This window comes from Diaphorobacter sp. ED-3, from assembly GCF_027625375.1.
GTDB lineage: Bacteria > Pseudomonadota > Gammaproteobacteria > Burkholderiales > Burkholderiaceae_C > Diaphorobacter > Diaphorobacter nitroreducens.
In genome coordinates, this window is the sequence record NZ_CP115182.1 from 3,160,659 (window position 1) to 3,175,824 (window position 15,166).

Here is a 15,166-nt window from a genome sequence, read left to right on the forward strand (position 1 = left end):
CGCGGATAGCAACCCACGGTAGAGGCCAGCCACCGCCGCGCGGTACAGCATCAGTTGATATTGATGCTGTTGACGTTGGCCGTACCGCCAATGGCCTTGATGTCGGTGGCTTCGTTGCCGCTCACCGTGATGTCAGAGTTGCGGATCTTCGAGCCGGTGATGTTGATGCTGTTGACGTTGGCCACGCCCTCCATCGACACCTCGGCCACCTTGATGCCGGCCTTGCCGCCACCGGCAATCACGTTGGTCGCCTTGTTGCCGGTCACGGTCACGCGGCTGTTGGTCACTTCCGAGCCGGCGGAGCCCTTGCCCGACAGCAGGCCCGGAATTGTCACGTTGCCGCTCTGGGCAAAAGCGGCGCCGCAGCCCAGGGACAGGGCGGCAATGGCGGTCACTGCAAGTTGTCGCATTTCATGAATCCTTTCGAGTGGATGATGGGTAATCGGCAATGCAATAAATGCGGCCCTTCAGGCTGCGGGCGGATTGTTCCCAACATCACAAGACTTCATGTAAACAAAAGTTCTGCTCTTTACACACCTAATGTAAGCACACACCAACCCTTATTTTTCACCGATTCCACGCATGGGCCCTCGGGGCGCATGGAATGTCTTCGCTCGCGGAGGAGAACTGCCGGCTTTCGATTTAGCAGAGCCAAAATGATTAAAAAATCATCACGAATCAATTGCGACATGAATCATCAAGTTACGCTTTGAATAATCAAGGAACCTGCTCGCCCAGTCCGCCACCAAAATCAATCTCAAATAAATTTCCAAACCTAAGGAAATCCTGCAAAACCCCGAACGCAGTCTGCTAGAAGCCAGGAAGTCATGGCATCCTCCCCGCCCATGAAGCAAAGCAGCCTTGACCTGAAACTGAGCACCAAAAAGACCCGCAAGCAAGAACTGCTGATCCAGATGGATTTGGTGGTTCCCTGGGCTGCGTTGGTCGAGCTCATCACGCCGTATTACCCAGAAGGCAAGAACGGCCGCCCACCCTTTGCCCTGGAGACCATGCTGCGCATCCACTGCATGCAGCAGTGGTTCACCCTGTCAGATCTGGCGATGGAAGAGGCCTTCTTTGACACCCCGATCTACCGGGAGTTTGCAGGTCTTGATGTCCATGGGAGGGTGCCTGACGAGAGCACCATCCTGAGGTTTCGTCATCGGCTGGAGAAACACAAGCTGGCCGAGCAGATTCTGGCCACTGTCAACGAGCTTCTGGCAGCCCAGGGCTTGCTGCTCAAGGCAGGCACTGCGGTCGATGCCACACTGATCGCAGCGCCTAGCTCTACCAAGAACAAGGACAGAAAGCGCGATCCAGAGATGCATTCGAGCCAAAAGGGCAACGAATGGCACTTTGGCATGAAGGCACATATTGGCGTGGATGCGGACTCGGGACTCGTGCATACCGTCATAGGCACCTCGGGTAACGTGGCCGACGTTGTAGAGGGCAACAGCTTGCTGCACGGGCAGGAGACAGACGGGTTTGGTGATGCAGGCTACCAAGGTATCGACAAGCGCCCGGATGCCAAGGAGGCAGTGCGGTGGCACATCGCGATGCGCCCAGGCAAACGCAGAGCGCTGGACAAAGAGAACAACCCCGTTGACGCGCTGATAGACCAAGTGGAGAAGATCAAGGCGAGCATCCGTGCCAAGGTGGAGCATCCCTTCAGGGTGATCAAACGACAGTTTGGATACACCAAGGTGCGCTACCGGGGATTGAAGAAGAACACGTTGCAGCTCAAGACGCTGTTTGCGCTGTCCAATCTTTGGATGGTGCGCCATCAATTGCTGGAGGCGCAGGGATGAGTGCCCCTGAAATCAGGCAAATGGCCGCAAAGGCGGTGCAGATGGCCCGCAAGGGCGTGGAAAGTGGTGCGAAGACCCAGGCTAAACGCCATCCATCGCACTATCTGAAACCGGTGACCTTGTAGCACTTACGCATTCGAGTTATTCAGGGCATCCCTAATAGTCATCAATATTTCATGAAAATACGGCAGATTAATTTGGGTATTTGTATTCTGGGCGTGGCAATGGCGCTGGGCGCATGCTTGGACAGCGGAGGACAGAACATCCGGTTTCCCGCCGATCCCGCCATCCACGCGGCGCTGCAGGCGCAGTTCGCCAATGATCCGCACAGCGCGGCGGCGCGTGAACTGGTCCGCACGCTGGGGGGAGAAGGCGGAGAGTTGCGCTATCGGGTGCGGCACGTGCTGTACCGCCAGGGACCGTTCGAGGCGCGTTACGACGCCGTGCTGCACCTGGGTCAGCCCGGCGCGCGGAACCTGCAACAGCTCTACGCCAGCATGATTCCGGAGGCGGAGCGCACCCGGTTGCCTGCACAGGACTTGGCGCATTACGAGGAGTGGCTGCGCCAGCTGGCCGCCACGCTGGAAAAGGCGAACCCCGACCAGTCTCGCGCGCTGCGCCACACGCTGGAAGTGCTGGGCCCCTGCTACCGCGACGCACCGGCGGGGGCCGAAGTCGTCGTCATGGAAGGCCTGTCCGCCTTGTTGTCGCCGGAACGCAAGGGGCTGTTTGCCGAAAAGCTCCCCGCCGACCAGGCGGTGCTGCGCTGCCTGCCCTCCTAGCGCCGGCGCAGGCAGGCAGGGCCGCCCGTCGCCACCCGCGCCAACCCGCCTTACTCGACGATGGTGAGCTTGGCCACCGACAGCGCCAGCCACTTGGTGCCGTGGCGCGGAAAGTGCACCTGCGCCCGCGCGTCGGCGTCCGCGCCCTCGATGGCCAGCACCTTGCCCTCGCCGAACTTGGTGTGGAACACCGCCAGCCCCACGCGCAGGCCATGGCCCGGCGCCGCCTTGACCGGGGGTACGGGGGGACTGGCGAATACTTCGGTCTTGAAGCCAAATTGGCCTCTAGCGCCCGACTGGTAAGCGCGAGCAGCTCCTGAATCAGGAGCAAAAGATCCAAACCCTGCCTGGCGCGGTGTGATCCATTTGAGCGCCTCCTCGGGTAGCTCATCAAAAAAGCGGCTCTTGACGTTGTAGCGCGTCTGCCCGTGCAGCATGCGCGTCTGCGAATGGCTCAGGTACAGACGCTTGCGCGCGCGGGTGATGGCCACGTACATCAGGCGGCGTTCTTCCTCCAGGCCGTCGCGGTCGCTCATGGAGTTCTCATGCGGGAACAGCCCTTCCTCCATGCCGCCGATGAACACGCAGTCGAACTCCAACCCCTTGCTGGCATGCACGGTCATGAGCTGCACCGCATCCTGCCCCGCCTGGGCCTGGTTGTCCCCCGCCTCCAATGCGGCGTGGGTCAGAAAGGCCGCCAGCGGCGACAGCGTTTCGCCGGTGTCGGCATCCACGTTGCCAGGGATATCCAGCATCGGCGCGTCGGGGTCCAGCCCCTGGCTGGCCGGGCTTTGCGTGAGGGCGTTGCCGTGCTCGTCCAGCGGCAGCGCGACCGCATCGCGGCCAAAGCCCTCCTGGGTGACGAAGCTCTCGGCCGCGTTGATGAGCTCGTCCAGGTTCTCCAGCCGGTCCGCGCCTTCCTTTTCGTGGCGGTAATGCTCCAGCAGGCCGCTGGATTCGAGCACCTGGCCGATGATGCCGCGCAGGTTCTGGCCCTGCGTCTGCTCGCGCAGCACTTGAACCAGGGCCACGAAGGCCCCCAGGTTGGTGCCGGCCTTGCCAGGCACCGCACTCACCGCGTCGTGCAGCGAGCAGCCACTGCTGCGCGCCGCATCCTGCAGCACCTCCAGCGTGCGCGCACCAATGCCGCGCGGCGGGAAGTTCACCACGCGCAGAAAGCTGGTGTCGTCGTGCGGGTTCTCCAGCAGGCGCAGATAGGCCAGCGCGTGCTTGATCTCGGCGCGCTCGAAAAAGCGCAACCCGCCGTACACGCGGTAGGGCACGCTGGCGTTGAACAGGGCCGATTCGATCACCCGGCTCTGCGCATTGCTGCGGTAGAGCACAGCGATCTCCTTGCGCGGCATCTCGCCGTCCCGCACGAGCTGCTTGATCTCATCGACCATCCACTGCGCCTCGGCCAGATCGCTGTTGGCCTCGTAGATGCGCACGGGCTCGCCCGGGCCCTGAGTGGTGCGCAGGTTTTTTCCCAAGCGCCGGCTGTTGTGGCTGATCAGCGCGTTGGCCGAATCCAGGATGTTGCTGTAGCTGCGGTAGTTCTGCTCCAGCTTGATCTGGTGCTGCACGTCGAACTCGCGCACAAAGTCCTGCATGTTGCCCACGCGTGCCCCGCGAAAGGCGTAGATGCTCTGGTCGTCGTCACCCACGGCCAGCACGCTGCCCTGCGTGTGCAGGCGTCCGTCCACCACGTCGCCCGCCATCTGCTTGAGCCAGGCGTATTGCAGCTTGTTGGTGTCCTGGAACTCGTCCACCAAAATGTGCGCAAAGCGCCGCTGGTAATGCGCCCGCACGGGGTCGTTGTCGCGCAGCAGCTCAAAGCTGCGCAGCATCAGCTCGCCAAAGTCCACCACGCCCTCGCGCTGGCACTGCTCCTCGTACAACTGGTACAGCTCCACCTTCTTGCGCGTGTCGGCATCGTGCGCCGGCACGTCGCGCGGGCGCATGCCCTCTTCCTTGCAGCCAGCGATGAAGTAGGCCAGCTGCTTGGGTGGGAAGCGCTCCTCGTCCACGTTGAACTGCTTGCACAGCCGCTTGATGGCCGAGAGCTGGTCCTGCGTGTCCAGGATCTGGAAGGCTTGCGGCAGGCCTGCCAGCTTGTGGTGCGCGCGCAGCAGGCGGTTGCACAGGCCGTGGAATGTGCCGATCCACATGCCCCGCACGTTGATGGGCAGCATGGCTGAGAGGCGCGTCAGCATCTCCTTGGCCGCCTTGTTGGTGAAGGTGACGGCCAGGATGCCGCCCGGAGTGGCCAGACCGTTCTGCAGCAGCCAGGCAATGCGCGTGGTAAGCACCCGGGTCTTGCCGGAGCCGGCGCCCGCCAGGATGAGCGCATGGCCGGCAGGCAGCGTCACGGCGGCCAGTTGCTCGGGGTTGAGGTTTTGCAGCAGCGGCTGCACCGCCTGGGACGAAACCCCGGTAGCGCCGGCACCATTGCCAGTGCCAAAAGGCGCTGGCGCGCCGGAAAACAGGTCGTGTGGGAGCATTCCGCCATTGTAGGAACGCGGCTGGCGCATGCAGCCGCTCGGGCTTTGTGGAACCATGGCACCCATGCGCTATCCACTGCTCACCCTGCTTGCCTGTCTCGCCATGCCCCTGGCGATGGCGCAGCCGCGCGCCTCCTGCTCCAGCGACGCCCAGCCCAAGCCCACGGTGCTGGTGGAGCGCTTTCTCAACGCCGACTGCGCCAGCTGCTGGGCGGAGCCGCCGGCGGTCGCGGCTGCTGGCCGGGATGCGCTGGTGCTCGACTGGATCGTGCCCGGCACGCAGGGCGAAGATGCCCCGCTGTCTGCCGCGGCCACGCCCGATGCATTGGAACGCCTGCGGTCACTGGGACGCGAGGTGCCGCAGCGCAGCGACACCTTCGTGAGCAGCCTGCCCACGCTGCCCACCACCGCCCTGCTGCGCGTGGCCCACGGGCCCGCAGTGGCGGACTACGTGGGCGCGCATCTGCGCTTCATTCCCCCGCATGGCAAGACTCCGCGCCGCCTCCAGGTCACGCTGCTCATGCTGGAGGAAATACCCGCAGGCACCGAGGGCAGCCCGGTCACGCGCCACCTGGTGCGCAATGTCTTTCACGGCGTGTGGGACGCGCGCGGGCAGCGCCCCTCACAGGAGCGGGGCGGCTGGCTGGAGATCCGCCCCATGCGTATACCCGATGGAGCGCGGCCCGAGCGCCTGCGCATGGCGGCCTGGGTGCAGGGCGATGGCGGCGACTGGGTAGGCGCCGCACACACCTACTGCGGCACGGGTCATTAAAGCGAAGGCAGCGCGGCGGGTAGAATCAATCACCGGGCCCAAGTTTCTTGCGCCCGGTTTTTTTGTGCCTGCGCACTGCAGGGACCGGCCCGGCCATCACGCCTGCGGCCCGCAAAAGCCGGAAAGCAAGCCAAGCGCCCCATCGCCCGCGAAATCCCTCGCGCGCGACCTCTACAGGAGCTTGGAACCTTATGGAAATCTTCGACTACGACAACATCCTGCTGCTGCCGCGCAAGTGCCGCGTGGAAAGCCGCTCGGAGTGCGACACCAGCGTGGAGCTGGGCGGGCGCCGCTTTCGCCTGCCCGTGGTGCCCGCCAACATGAAGACGGTGGTCGACGAGAAGATCTGCACCTGGCTGGCGCAGAACGGCTACTTCTACGTCATGCACCGCTTTGACCTGGACAACGTGCAATTCGTCAAGGACATGCATGCGCAAGGGTGCTTCGCATCGATCTCGCTCGGGGTGAAGCAACCCGACTACGACACGGTGGACCGCTTTGTGGCCGAGGGCATCTGCCCCGAGTACATCACCATCGACATCGCGCACGGCCACGCCGACAGCGTGAAGAACATGATCACGTACCTGAAGGCCAAGATCCCCGCGGCCTTCGTGATCGCCGGCAACGTGGGCACGCCCGAGGCCGTGATCGACCTGGAGAACTGGGGCGCGGACGCGACCAAGGTGGGTATCGGCCCCGGCAAGGTGTGCATCACCAAGCTCAAGACCGGCTTCGGCACGGGCGGCTGGCAGTTGTCGGCGCTGAAGTGGTGCGCGCGCGTGGCCACCAAGCCCATCATTGCCGACGGCGGCATCCGCAGCCACGGCGATATTGCCAAAAGCGTGCGCTTTGGCGCCACGATGGTGATGGTGGGCTCGCTGTTCGCGGGTCACGAAGAATCGCCCGGCAAGACCGTGGAAGTGGACGGCGATCTGTACAAGGAGTACTACGGCTCGGCGTCCGACTTCAACAAGGGCGAGTACAAGCACGTCGAGGGCAAGCGCATCCTGGAGCCCATCAAGGGCAAGCTGGCGGACACCCTGACCGAGATGGAGCAGGACATCCAGAGCTCCATCAGCTATTCGGGCGGCAAAAAGCTCATGGACATCCGCAAGGTGAATTACGTGATCCTGGGCGGCGACAACGCTGGCGAGCACCTGTTGATGTAAATTTTTCGGCCGACGTCGCAGCGAGGCAAAAAAATGGTGCATAATCCATGGCTGTGCTGCAACGCGGCACCTCTGAAAAGAGAGGGCTCTTAGCTCAGTTGGTAGAGCAGCGGACTCTTAATCCGTTGGTCGAGTGTTCGAGTCACTCAGGGCCCACCAAAGACAGCCAAGCCGAATCCGCAGCGCGGATTCGGCTTTTTTCATGGCGATCTGGGCTCCACGCCAGCCCGGCTCTCCCGCTCCTTCGCCCGCTTGATGCGGGCCTTCTCCTCCCCGCCTATTCAGGCCCATCGCACCCCTGGCGCCCATCGCTGCGCGGCCGCCACAGCGGCGGGCCGATGCGCCACAGAACGGCCAGGAAGGCCAGGCACCAACCTGCAGCCGCCAGGGCCAGCCAGCCACCTCCCCCGCCCATCCCGCCAGCGGCCGCACGCACGGCCGTCGCCACCAGCAGCGCGGCCGCGCCCAGGGGCACCCACCGCCCGGGGTCCGGTGCCAGACCGGCGTGGGCACGCCCGGCGATGGCGATCACCACGTAAATGCCCAGCCCCACCGTGCCCATGCCAATCAGGTGCCGGCCTGCAGCGGTACCGGGAAGGACACCCAGATGCGCCAGCCCCAGCGCGCCATAGCCCAGGGCCATGCAGGCGTACATGGCGTAGAGCAGCAGCGGAAACCGCCGACGCCACAGGGCGGCACCGACATGCCAATCACCCATCAGGTGAAAGACCGCCGCCGAGGCAGCCAGCGCCAGCCAGCCCGCCAGCGCGCTCGCCGGGCGCAGGAACTCGGCCGCGGTGTACAACGTGATGCACAGTGCCGCCAGGTGGCGCCGCGGCGGGCGGGCCACGTAGGGCGCGGCACCCGGCGTGACCTGCTCGATGGCGCGGTTCACGATGCGCATCGAAATGCGGCTGGCCGCTACCACGATGAGCAACATGAGCACGCCCAGCGCCGCATGCAGCCACCGCAGCCCCGCCATGCCGCGCAGCGCATCGGCGTAGAAGCCCGCCGCCGTTCCTGCCAGAGCCAGCAGCAGCACGCCAAACGACCCGTGCCGTCGCCCTTGCGGGCTGCGCAGCGCGGGTGCCAACACCGCCAGCAGCGCCAGCGGCAGGCCCACCTGCGCCGCGGCCGCCAGCCACAACGCCACACCGCCGGCATGGCCTGACACCCAGAACCCCAGCCGGCCACACAGCCACAGCAGCACCAGCGCGCGCAACTGGCTTCGCGTGGCGCCAGGCCTGCCGGTGAACTCCGGCAGCGCCGTCAACGCAAAGCCCGCCACCGCCGCCATGGCAAAGCCGTAGACCAGTTCATGCACATGCCACACCAGCGGCCCGCCGACCACCCGGGGCACGGGCCAGCCCAGCGCCAGCACGAAGGCCCACCAGCCCAGCAGGCCGATGGCCGCCACCATGGTCAATACAAAGAAGGGGCGCATGCCGCACATCCAGATGGGATGGCCGCTGCGCAGCAGGTTCGCGGGGTGATTCATTTCAAAAAAAGGAGCTGCTCGCGCTTTCCCTGCAATGGCTGGCGGCATTTTTCATATCAATTTCAACAACCACTACGCTGCGGCCCGCCGACCATGGCGGCGGTGGCGTGCCACGTGCCCGCAGCCGCCACGCTGTCGTCCGCGTCCGTGGCGGAGCCCGCCCTGTCGGGCAACCCGAACGCGGCACGCACCGCGGGATGCTGCTGCAACTCCGCCGCGCAGCGGTGCACCAGCGCGTCGCCACGCGCTACCGCCGCGCCGGGCGGGTGGTAGCGCGCCACGATGCGGCCCGGCGATGCGGCCATCACCAGCACCTCGTCCGCCAGCCGAACGGCTTCCATCAGGTCGTGGGTAATCAACAGCACGGCCATGCCCGTGTGTGCCTGCCGGGCCAGCAGCAACTGGTGCAACTGGCTGCGCAAGCCCACATCCAGCGCGGCAAAGGGCTCGTCCATCAGCAGCAGCGCGGGTGCCAGTACCAGCGCGCGCGCCAGCGCGGCACGGCTTTGCATGCCGCCCGACAACTCGGCCGGGTACTGCGCCAGCGCCGCAACCGGCAGGCCCAGCGCCTGCGCCATCTCGGCGGCCTGGCGGTGGCGCTCGGCTCGCGCGGCCCCTCGGGCCTTCAGGCCCAGTGCAATGTTGTCGCAGGTGGTCATCCACGGCAGCAGCCGCGGCTGCTGGAACATCACCGCGGTGGGCTGCAGGGGCTGCTCGATGCGGCCCTGCTGCGACGCCAGCAAGCCGGCGCACAGGTGCAGCAGCGTGGTCTTGCCGCAGCCCGAGGGGCCCACCAGCGCAACGATGCGCCCTGGTGGCACCTGCAAATCGATGCCTTGCAACACCATCGCCGGCCCGTAGGCGTGGTGCAGCGCCTCAATCTGCAAGCCGCTCATGTGCCGGCTCCCCGCCAACGCTCCAGCTCGCGCTTGATGGGCTCCAGCAGCGCGTACTCGAGCACCAGCAGGCTGCCAACGACGGCGCAGATCCAGGCCAGCGATGCGCCCGTGTCCAGGTGCGAGCGCGTCACCGCCAGCGCCGCGCCCACGCCGTCGCTGGTGGCCAGCAGTTCGGCCATCACGGCCACTTTCCACGACGAGCCCAGCGCCGTGATCCACGCGGGGAAGAGGTACGCCGCCACATGCGGCAGGTACAGATCGGTGAGGCGCATGCGCCAGGGCAGGCGATAGGCGCGCGCCATGTCCTTGAGGTGGTGGTCCAGCGTGCGCGTGCCCTGCAGCGCGCCGATGAACACCACCGGCAGGCAGGCCACGAACACCGTGAACACCGGCGTGCCATCCCCCGCGCCGAACCACAGCATGGCCAGCACCAGCCAGGCGATGGGCGGCATGCCCAGCAGCAGCGTGACCCAGGGCCGCGCCATCATCGAGGCCGTCATCGACAGCCCCGCCAGCAGCCCCAGCGCACTGCCCACGGTCACCGCCAGCAGCAGGCCGGCAAGCGCACGCCGCGCGGTCACGGCCAGCTCGGGCCAGGCAACGCCCGATTGCACCAGGCCCCACAGGGTGGCGAAGGTGGTCATCGGGTCGGGCAGGATCAGCGGGCCATACAAGCCCGCGCCCAACTCCCACAGCGCCACGAACAGCAGCAGGCTGGCAGCCGCGCCCCAGCCGCTCCAGAGGTACGCGGGAATGCCGCGCAGCCAGCGCCAGGCAAGGCCCATGTCAGCCGCCCTCCCCCGGCTCGGGCACGTAGACCATGGAGCCGTCCTTGAGCCGGTAGGCCACGCCGGCCTTGGCGCCCTCGCCCTCCCCGATCTCGCCGCTGGCGCGGTAGCGGTCGATCTTGCGGCCGTCCTTCACGATCACCTCCATGCTGGGCTGGCCGGGGTTCTTGATGACGGTGACCGATTCGCTGCCAAAGGGATTGACCGCACTGTTGGCCACCGCCAGCAGCAGCGCCGCGATGATGACCAGGAACACATCGATGAGGTTGACGACCGAGAGGATGGGGTCATCCGTCTCCGTGTCGTCCAGCAGGCGCAGGCGGCTCATTGCACCCCCTCCATCGCCAGCGCGGCCACGGGGTCGTGCACGGGCGCCGGCGCGGGCGGCTGCACCGGCGCACCCTGTTCGATGACGGCCAGGTCCACGGCATACCAGCGCCGGCGCACGTTGACCACGGCATAACTGATGGCCGCCGCCAGCAGCGCGAGGATCACCGCCGAGAACGCCACCATGAGGTTGCGCGAGACGTCGGCCAGTTGCCCGTCGGCCAGTGCCATGAGCGCAGGCCCCATGGGGATCATGGTGGCCACCAGACCCAGCATGGGCGCCACGCGGGTGGCAATGCGGGCGAACTCCAGCCGCTTCGTGGCCAGCGCCTCCAGGTCGATCAGCGAAAGCGCCGGATTGCGCGCCCGCGCGGTGGCCAGTTCAAACCCGCCGGGCTGGCCCCGGTGGCGCTGCCACGCCTGCCATGCGAAAGCCCCCAGCGCATAGAACGCATGCACGAACAGCAGCGCGATGGCGATGAGCACGGGATAGAGGAAAAGCTGGCTGGCGACGTACATCGCCGATTCGATCGGATTGGTCATGGTGTATCGAGGTTCAATGGGATGGAACAAGGGTGCGCCGGCGCTGGCGCAGGGCGCCTGCCGCGGTGATGGCCGCAAGCAGCAGCCCCAGCGCGGCCGTGGCCAGCGTGGGTCGGGGGGGCTGCACCGGCTCCACGGGTGCCAGGCGCATGCCCGTTACCGTGGGCGGTGGCGGCACGGGTTCGGGGGCCGGTTCGGGCGGGGCCTGCGGCTCAGGCGCCGTCGGCGCTTGCGGGGCCACGGATGGCGTTGCCGTGGGACGCGCGGCGCGCGCAGGCGACTGCAGGCCGAAGCCCATCGCGGCGGCCTGCGGCGCCCCCTCGGCAACGAAGGACGCAAAGCGCGCGTTGTCGCTGCGCACGTCGAAGCGCCGCGACAGGTCGCGCCAGCGGCTCTTGAGCGTCTGCAGCGTTTGCGCATCGGCCTGCCAGTAGCCCTGGCGCGCGGCCTCCAGCATGCGCTCGATGGTCTGCGCCAGGGCGTGCGGGTTGTGCTGCTCGAACCACGCATCCAGGCCCAGGCGGTGCTTGTCGCGCACGTACACGTCAGCCATCTCCTGCCACTGGTCGTCGCGCACGATCTCACGCGCCACGGCCGTCCAGCCCCAGAAGTTGTTGGTGGCGTCCAGCACCTGCAGCGTGCCCGCGTAGCCTTCCTTCATCAGGCCCTGGATGTAGCCGGGGTGGAACTGGCGCGTCGCCAGCTCCTTGGCGAGAAACTGCGGCGCGCCTTCCACGCGCCCGCTGCCCGGCCCGCGCAGATTGCTGATGAGCAGCTGCGGAGCCTTGCCGTCGAGGTGGCGCACGGCCAGCGCAATACCGCCCAGGTACTGGAACGGGTCGTCCGTGGTCAGCATGCCGTAGGTATTGGAGCTGCGCGAGAGCACGGCGGCCTGCGTGCCGCGCAAGTGCTCGGCATAGAGGTTGCCCGTCCCGTCCTTGCCGCCGCGTTGCGCGGCAGGCAGGCTGCCCCACTCGGATTCGTCGGGCCCGTAGGCGTACTGCATGCGCGAGAGATAGAGCTGCGCGAGCTTGCGGTCGCCCTCGGCCTTGCCCTGCCAGGTGTCGGTGGCCAGCACCGCGTCGTCCAGCCCCGTGCCGTAGCGGCCCGACTCGGAAGAGAAGATGCGTGTCTGGCCCGCGCGCAGCGCCACGCCCTCCGCCATGCCGCGCGCGCGCAGCCGCTGGGCGATGGCGCGGGCGTTGGCCGCCACGGGGTTGTCGGGCTCGTCGGCCTGCGCGGCCAGCTGCGCGGCGCGCGCAAGCTGCTGCATGGCGTTGGGGAAATGGTCGCGGTACAGGCCGGTGGCCGACAGCACCACGTCCACCCGCGCACGGGCGAGCTGCTTGCGCGGCACCAGCCGCACGCCGGTGACGCGCCCGCCCTGGTCCCACACCGGCTCCACCCCCATGAGCCACAGCGCCTGCGCCTCCAGCATGCCCTGGTGGCGCATGGTTTCCACCGACCAGAGCGAGAAGGTGACCTTGGTGGGCGCGGTGCCGCCATGCTGTTCACGGTAGGCGGCAATGAGCTGCTCGGCGGCCTGCTTGCCGGCCTCCCAGGCCTGCGGGGTAGGCACGCGCGAAGGGTCGAAGCCATACAGGTTGCGGCCCGTCGGGTAGGCGTCGGGGTTCTTGAGCGAATCGCCGCCGTAGGACGTGGGCAGGTGCCGCCCCGCCAGCACGGCGAGCAGCGCCGGCAGTTCGTTCTGTGCGCCGATGGCCTGCCACCACTGCCGCGCCTGGGTCATGTGGTGTCGCAGCGGCGCGGGCAGCGCATCGTCGGCTTCGCCCTCCAGCAGATGGCGCGCCAGCAGGCGGTAGGGCACGGTCTGCGCCATGCGCTCGTAGTCGCCCACCAGGGCTTCGTCGATGTCCTCGGCCGGTGTGCCCGCATGGCGCGCGGCCGCCTCCCAGTAAGGGCGGCCCAGCATCAGCAGCACGGTGCCCAGGCGGTGCGCGTCGGCCGGCGCGGTGCCCAGCGTGTGCAGGCCCAGGGGCTGGGCGGTCTCGGCCAGTTCGTGCAGGTGCGCATGCAACTGGTTGACGAAGCCCGCGAAGTCGGCGCGCGCCTGCGCGGCGGTGAGGCCCATGTCGGCCACGATGCGCTGCTTCTCGGCGCCCCCCAGCAGATCGGCGGCGATGCGCTCCTTCACCGCACCCTCGTCCTGCGCCACCCAGGCGTGCAGCAGGTCGTGCAGCGCGGTGAGCTGCGCATGCAGCCCCGCGGGCTGAAACGGCGGCGTTTGGTGGCTCACGATCACCGCGCGCCCGCGCCGGCGCGCCTGCTGCGCCTCGCCGATGTTGTCGGCGATGTAGGGGTAGGCCACGGGCACGTCGCCCACGGCCAGCATGCCGGGGTCGGTTACGGCCAGGCCGCGCTCCTTGCCCGGCAGCCATTCCTGGCTGCCGTGCGTGCCAAAGTGCACGAAGGCATCGCCCACGTTCCGCCGCGCCCACAGGTACACGGCCAGGTAGTGGTGGGAAGGCCAAGCGCTGGTGGAGTGGTAGAGCGACTTCTCCTTGTCTGCCCACTTTTCGCCACGCGGCGGCTGCGGCAGCAGCGCCACTTTGCCCAGCATGAGGCGCGGGATGACGAAGAACGCCTGGCCGCCTTCGCGCACCACCATCGACGAGTCCTCGGGTGCGCCCCAGCTCTTGTGCAGCGCATTGCGCGTGGCCGCGGGCAGCGTGGCGAGCCAGGCGCGGTATTCCTGCACCGGCAGGCGGTCGGCCAGACCATCGCGCAGCAAGGGCGCCAGCATGCCGTCGCGGTAGGCGGGCGCGAGCAGGCGCTGCAACTGCGCGATCAGCGGCTGCTCGTCCGCGGCCTGGGTGTCGTAGCCCGCCCCGCGCAGCGCAGCCAGCGTGGCCTGCAGGCTGCGCGGCACGTTGAGGAACGAGGCCGACAGGTTCTTCTCCCCCGGCGGGTAATTCCAGAAGAACACGGCGATGCGCTTGTCGGCGTTCGCCTTGCGCTGCAGCGCCACCAGGTTGATCGCCTTGCCGACGACGGCGGCGGCCTGCGCGGCGATGGGCACGACCTGCTCGTCCCCCGCGCGCGTGGCGGCGGCCACCTGGATGTCCACCACGCCCGCGTACTCGGCCTGGGCCAGGTAGAAGGGCACGTCCATGAGGGCCACGCCCTGCGGGCTGGCGGCCCACGCGGCCTCGTCGCCCCGCCGGTAGGGCATGGCCTGCAGCACGGGCATGCCCAGCCGTGTGAACTCGGCGCGCCGCTCGTCGGCGTTCAACATGATCTGCGTGTTGATGAGCACGTCGGCCAGCACCGGCGTGCCCGCGCCGCCGGGCTGCAGCACGCGCGTGACGCCGCCCGGGTCGAGCATGGGCGTGTAGAACGCCAGCGCCGTGGCGCCGGCGGCTTCGATGCGCGCGATGAGGTCGTCGATGAATGCCGTCTGCATCGAGGCGATGTACTGCTGGTGCAGGGCGATGGCGACCACGGGGCGGCGCTGGCCGTCCGTGGGGTCGACGCCCTGCGCGTGCAGGTACGCGGCAGGGTCGGCCGTCACCAGGCCCGGCGTGCGCGGGTGGTAAATGCCGGTCTTGGGGAACACCACAGGCGCCGGCGCCGCCCCCAGCGCGTCGCGCCCCTGCAACTGTGCGGCCAGCGTGGCGAAGAACCCCTCGAAGTTCTGGCGCCCGCCGCTGGCGTAGTAGCGCACGAGCCGCTGCGCCACGGCCTCGGGCAGGCCGCCGCCCCAGGCGGTACGCGCGTCGTACAGCCAGGCGTGCGGCACCGCCAGGGCGGGCAGCGCGCGCGTGAGACGCGCGCGCACCTCGTCCTGCAGGTAGCTGTCGAAGAACACCGCGTCATGCCCACGCCACAGCCCGCCGTCCACGTCGGCGGGCAGGCTGCCCAGGAAGCGCACCTCCACGGTCAGCCCGTGCGGGCGCGCGATCTCGGCCAACTGATGGAACTTGCCAGCCGGTACGTTGCCCGTGGCAATGAACAGCACCGATGCCGCCTGCGCCGCGCCCGCAAGCAGCAGCATCAGGCCCATCAACCATTTTTTAAGCAAATCGGCCTCCAACCCTTGTGTATCAAGCGCGAGCAGC

Annotated in this window: 13 protein-coding genes and 1 tRNA gene; 6 read left to right on the top strand and 8 right to left on the bottom strand. The window is 67.5% G+C overall.

All coding sequences use genetic code 11. The features are described from left to right. Positions 1-50: 50 nt before the first annotated feature. On the bottom strand, positions 51-410 hold the full coding sequence (locus PCQ86_RS15310; protein WP_252102172.1) for a hypothetical protein: 360 nt from the start codon (positions 408-410) through the stop codon (positions 51-53). 435 nt (positions 411-845) lie between these two features. Between PCQ86_RS15310 and PCQ86_RS15315 the strand changes: the two genes are divergently transcribed. The 3 genes from PCQ86_RS15315 to PCQ86_RS15325 are packed head-to-tail and all read left to right on the top strand — an operon-like array spanning position 846 to position 2,590. Beyond that, on the top strand, positions 846-1,808 hold the full coding sequence (locus PCQ86_RS15315; protein WP_196995044.1) for an IS5 family transposase: 963 nt from the start codon (positions 846-848) through the stop codon (positions 1,806-1,808). Further along, positions 1,805-1,933: a hypothetical protein gene (locus PCQ86_RS15320; protein ID WP_255352815.1), complete on the top strand. Its 129-nt coding sequence runs from the start codon at positions 1,805-1,807 to the stop codon at positions 1,931-1,933. The genes PCQ86_RS15315 and PCQ86_RS15320 overlap by 4 nt, the downstream gene beginning before the upstream one ends. A gap of 51 nt (positions 1,934-1,984) precedes the next feature. After that, the gene (locus PCQ86_RS15325) at positions 1,985-2,590 is read left to right on the top strand and encodes a hypothetical protein (RefSeq protein WP_270174131.1); all 606 of its coding nucleotides are present in this window, start codon (positions 1,985-1,987) and stop codon (positions 2,588-2,590) included. 50 nt (positions 2,591-2,640) lie between these two features. On the opposite strand, the gene PCQ86_RS15330 is transcribed toward PCQ86_RS15325, so the two are convergent. Continuing rightward, positions 2,641-5,091 carry a UvrD-helicase domain-containing protein gene (locus PCQ86_RS15330; protein WP_270174132.1) on the bottom strand — a complete coding sequence of 817 codons (2,451 nt, stop codon included), beginning with the start codon at positions 5,089-5,091 and terminating at the stop codon, positions 2,641-2,643. A 64-nt stretch (positions 5,092-5,155) separates the two neighbouring features. Here PCQ86_RS15330 and PCQ86_RS15335 point away from each other — a divergent pair, with 64 nt between their 5' ends. The 3 genes from PCQ86_RS15335 (at position 5,156) to PCQ86_RS15345 (ending at position 7,191) form a co-directional block, all read left to right on the top strand. Then, the gene (locus PCQ86_RS15335) at positions 5,156-5,863 is read left to right on the top strand and encodes a hypothetical protein (RefSeq protein ID WP_442874434.1); all 708 of its coding nucleotides are present in this window, start codon (positions 5,156-5,158) and stop codon (positions 5,861-5,863) included. A gap of 191 nt (positions 5,864-6,054) precedes the next feature. Beyond that, the gene (locus PCQ86_RS15340) at positions 6,055-7,032 is read left to right on the top strand and encodes a GMP reductase (protein ID WP_270174134.1); all 978 of its coding nucleotides are present in this window, start codon (positions 6,055-6,057) and stop codon (positions 7,030-7,032) included. 83 nt (positions 7,033-7,115) lie between these two features. Then, a tRNA-Lys gene (locus PCQ86_RS15345) sits at positions 7,116-7,191 on the top strand. A 118-nt stretch (positions 7,192-7,309) separates the two neighbouring features. Here the strand turns inward: PCQ86_RS15345 and PCQ86_RS15350 are convergent. The 6 genes from PCQ86_RS15350 to cobN all read right to left on the bottom strand — a co-directional run bounded on the left by PCQ86_RS15350 (position 7,310) and on the right by cobN (position 15,111). Further along, positions 7,310-8,530, bottom strand: a complete 1,221-nt coding sequence (locus PCQ86_RS15350) for an NnrS family protein (RefSeq protein ID WP_270174135.1) — start codon at positions 8,528-8,530, stop codon at positions 7,310-7,312. A gap of 62 nt (positions 8,531-8,592) precedes the next feature. Next, a complete protein-coding gene (locus tag PCQ86_RS15355) occupies positions 8,593-9,426 on the bottom strand; it encodes an ATP-binding cassette domain-containing protein (RefSeq protein ID WP_270174136.1) in 834 nt (277 codons plus the stop codon). After that, positions 9,423-10,214 (bottom strand): ABC transporter permease, encoded by a 792-nt coding sequence (locus PCQ86_RS15360; protein WP_015914019.1) that lies wholly within the window; start codon positions 10,212-10,214, stop codon positions 9,423-9,425. The genes PCQ86_RS15355 and PCQ86_RS15360 overlap by 4 nt, the downstream gene beginning before the upstream one ends. 1 nt (position 10,215) lies before the next feature. Then, the gene (locus PCQ86_RS15365; RefSeq protein ID WP_015914020.1) at positions 10,216-10,545 is read right to left on the bottom strand and encodes a DUF2149 domain-containing protein; all 330 of its coding nucleotides are present in this window, start codon (positions 10,543-10,545) and stop codon (positions 10,216-10,218) included. Beyond that, entirely contained in the window at positions 10,542-11,087 is a 546-nt protein-coding gene (locus PCQ86_RS15370; RefSeq protein ID WP_047349833.1) for a MotA/TolQ/ExbB proton channel family protein, read from the bottom strand. Before PCQ86_RS15370 ends, PCQ86_RS15365 begins: the two co-directional genes overlap by 4 nt. A 13-nt stretch (positions 11,088-11,100) precedes the next feature. After that, positions 11,101-15,111: a cobaltochelatase subunit CobN gene (gene cobN, locus PCQ86_RS15375; RefSeq protein WP_270175456.1), complete on the bottom strand. Its 4,011-nt coding sequence runs from the start codon at positions 15,109-15,111 to the stop codon at positions 11,101-11,103. Between the last annotated feature and the right edge of the window lie 55 nt (positions 15,112-15,166).

Coding starts and splice junctions, on each gene's coding strand:
- PCQ86_RS15310 (WP_252102172.1), bottom strand. CDS start 410: ATGCGACAACTTGCAGTGACCGCCATTGCCGCCCTGTCCCTGGGCTGC.
- PCQ86_RS15315 (WP_196995044.1), top strand. CDS start 846: ATGAAGCAAAGCAGCCTTGACCTGAAACTGAGCACCAAAAAGACCCGC.
- PCQ86_RS15320 (WP_255352815.1), top strand. CDS start 1,805: ATGAGTGCCCCTGAAATCAGGCAAATGGCCGCAAAGGCGGTGCAGATG.
- PCQ86_RS15325 (WP_270174131.1), top strand. CDS start 1,985: ATGAAAATACGGCAGATTAATTTGGGTATTTGTATTCTGGGCGTGGCA.
- PCQ86_RS15330 (WP_270174132.1), bottom strand. CDS start 5,091: ATGCTCCCACACGACCTGTTTTCCGGCGCGCCAGCGCCTTTTGGCACT.
- PCQ86_RS15335 (WP_442874434.1), top strand. CDS start 5,156: ATGCGCTATCCACTGCTCACCCTGCTTGCCTGTCTCGCCATGCCCCTG.
- PCQ86_RS15340 (WP_270174134.1), top strand. CDS start 6,055: ATGGAAATCTTCGACTACGACAACATCCTGCTGCTGCCGCGCAAGTGC.
- PCQ86_RS15350 (WP_270174135.1), bottom strand. CDS start 8,530: ATGAATCACCCCGCGAACCTGCTGCGCAGCGGCCATCCCATCTGGATG.
- PCQ86_RS15355 (WP_270174136.1), bottom strand. CDS start 9,426: ATGAGCGGCTTGCAGATTGAGGCGCTGCACCACGCCTACGGGCCGGCG.
- PCQ86_RS15360 (WP_015914019.1), bottom strand. CDS start 10,214: ATGGGCCTTGCCTGGCGCTGGCTGCGCGGCATTCCCGCGTACCTCTGG.
- PCQ86_RS15365 (WP_015914020.1), bottom strand. CDS start 10,545: ATGAGCCGCCTGCGCCTGCTGGACGACACGGAGACGGATGACCCCATC.
- PCQ86_RS15370 (WP_047349833.1), bottom strand. CDS start 11,087: ATGACCAATCCGATCGAATCGGCGATGTACGTCGCCAGCCAGCTTTTC.
- cobN (WP_270175456.1), bottom strand. CDS start 15,111: ATGGGCCTGATGCTGCTGCTTGCGGGCGCGGCGCAGGCGGCATCGGTG.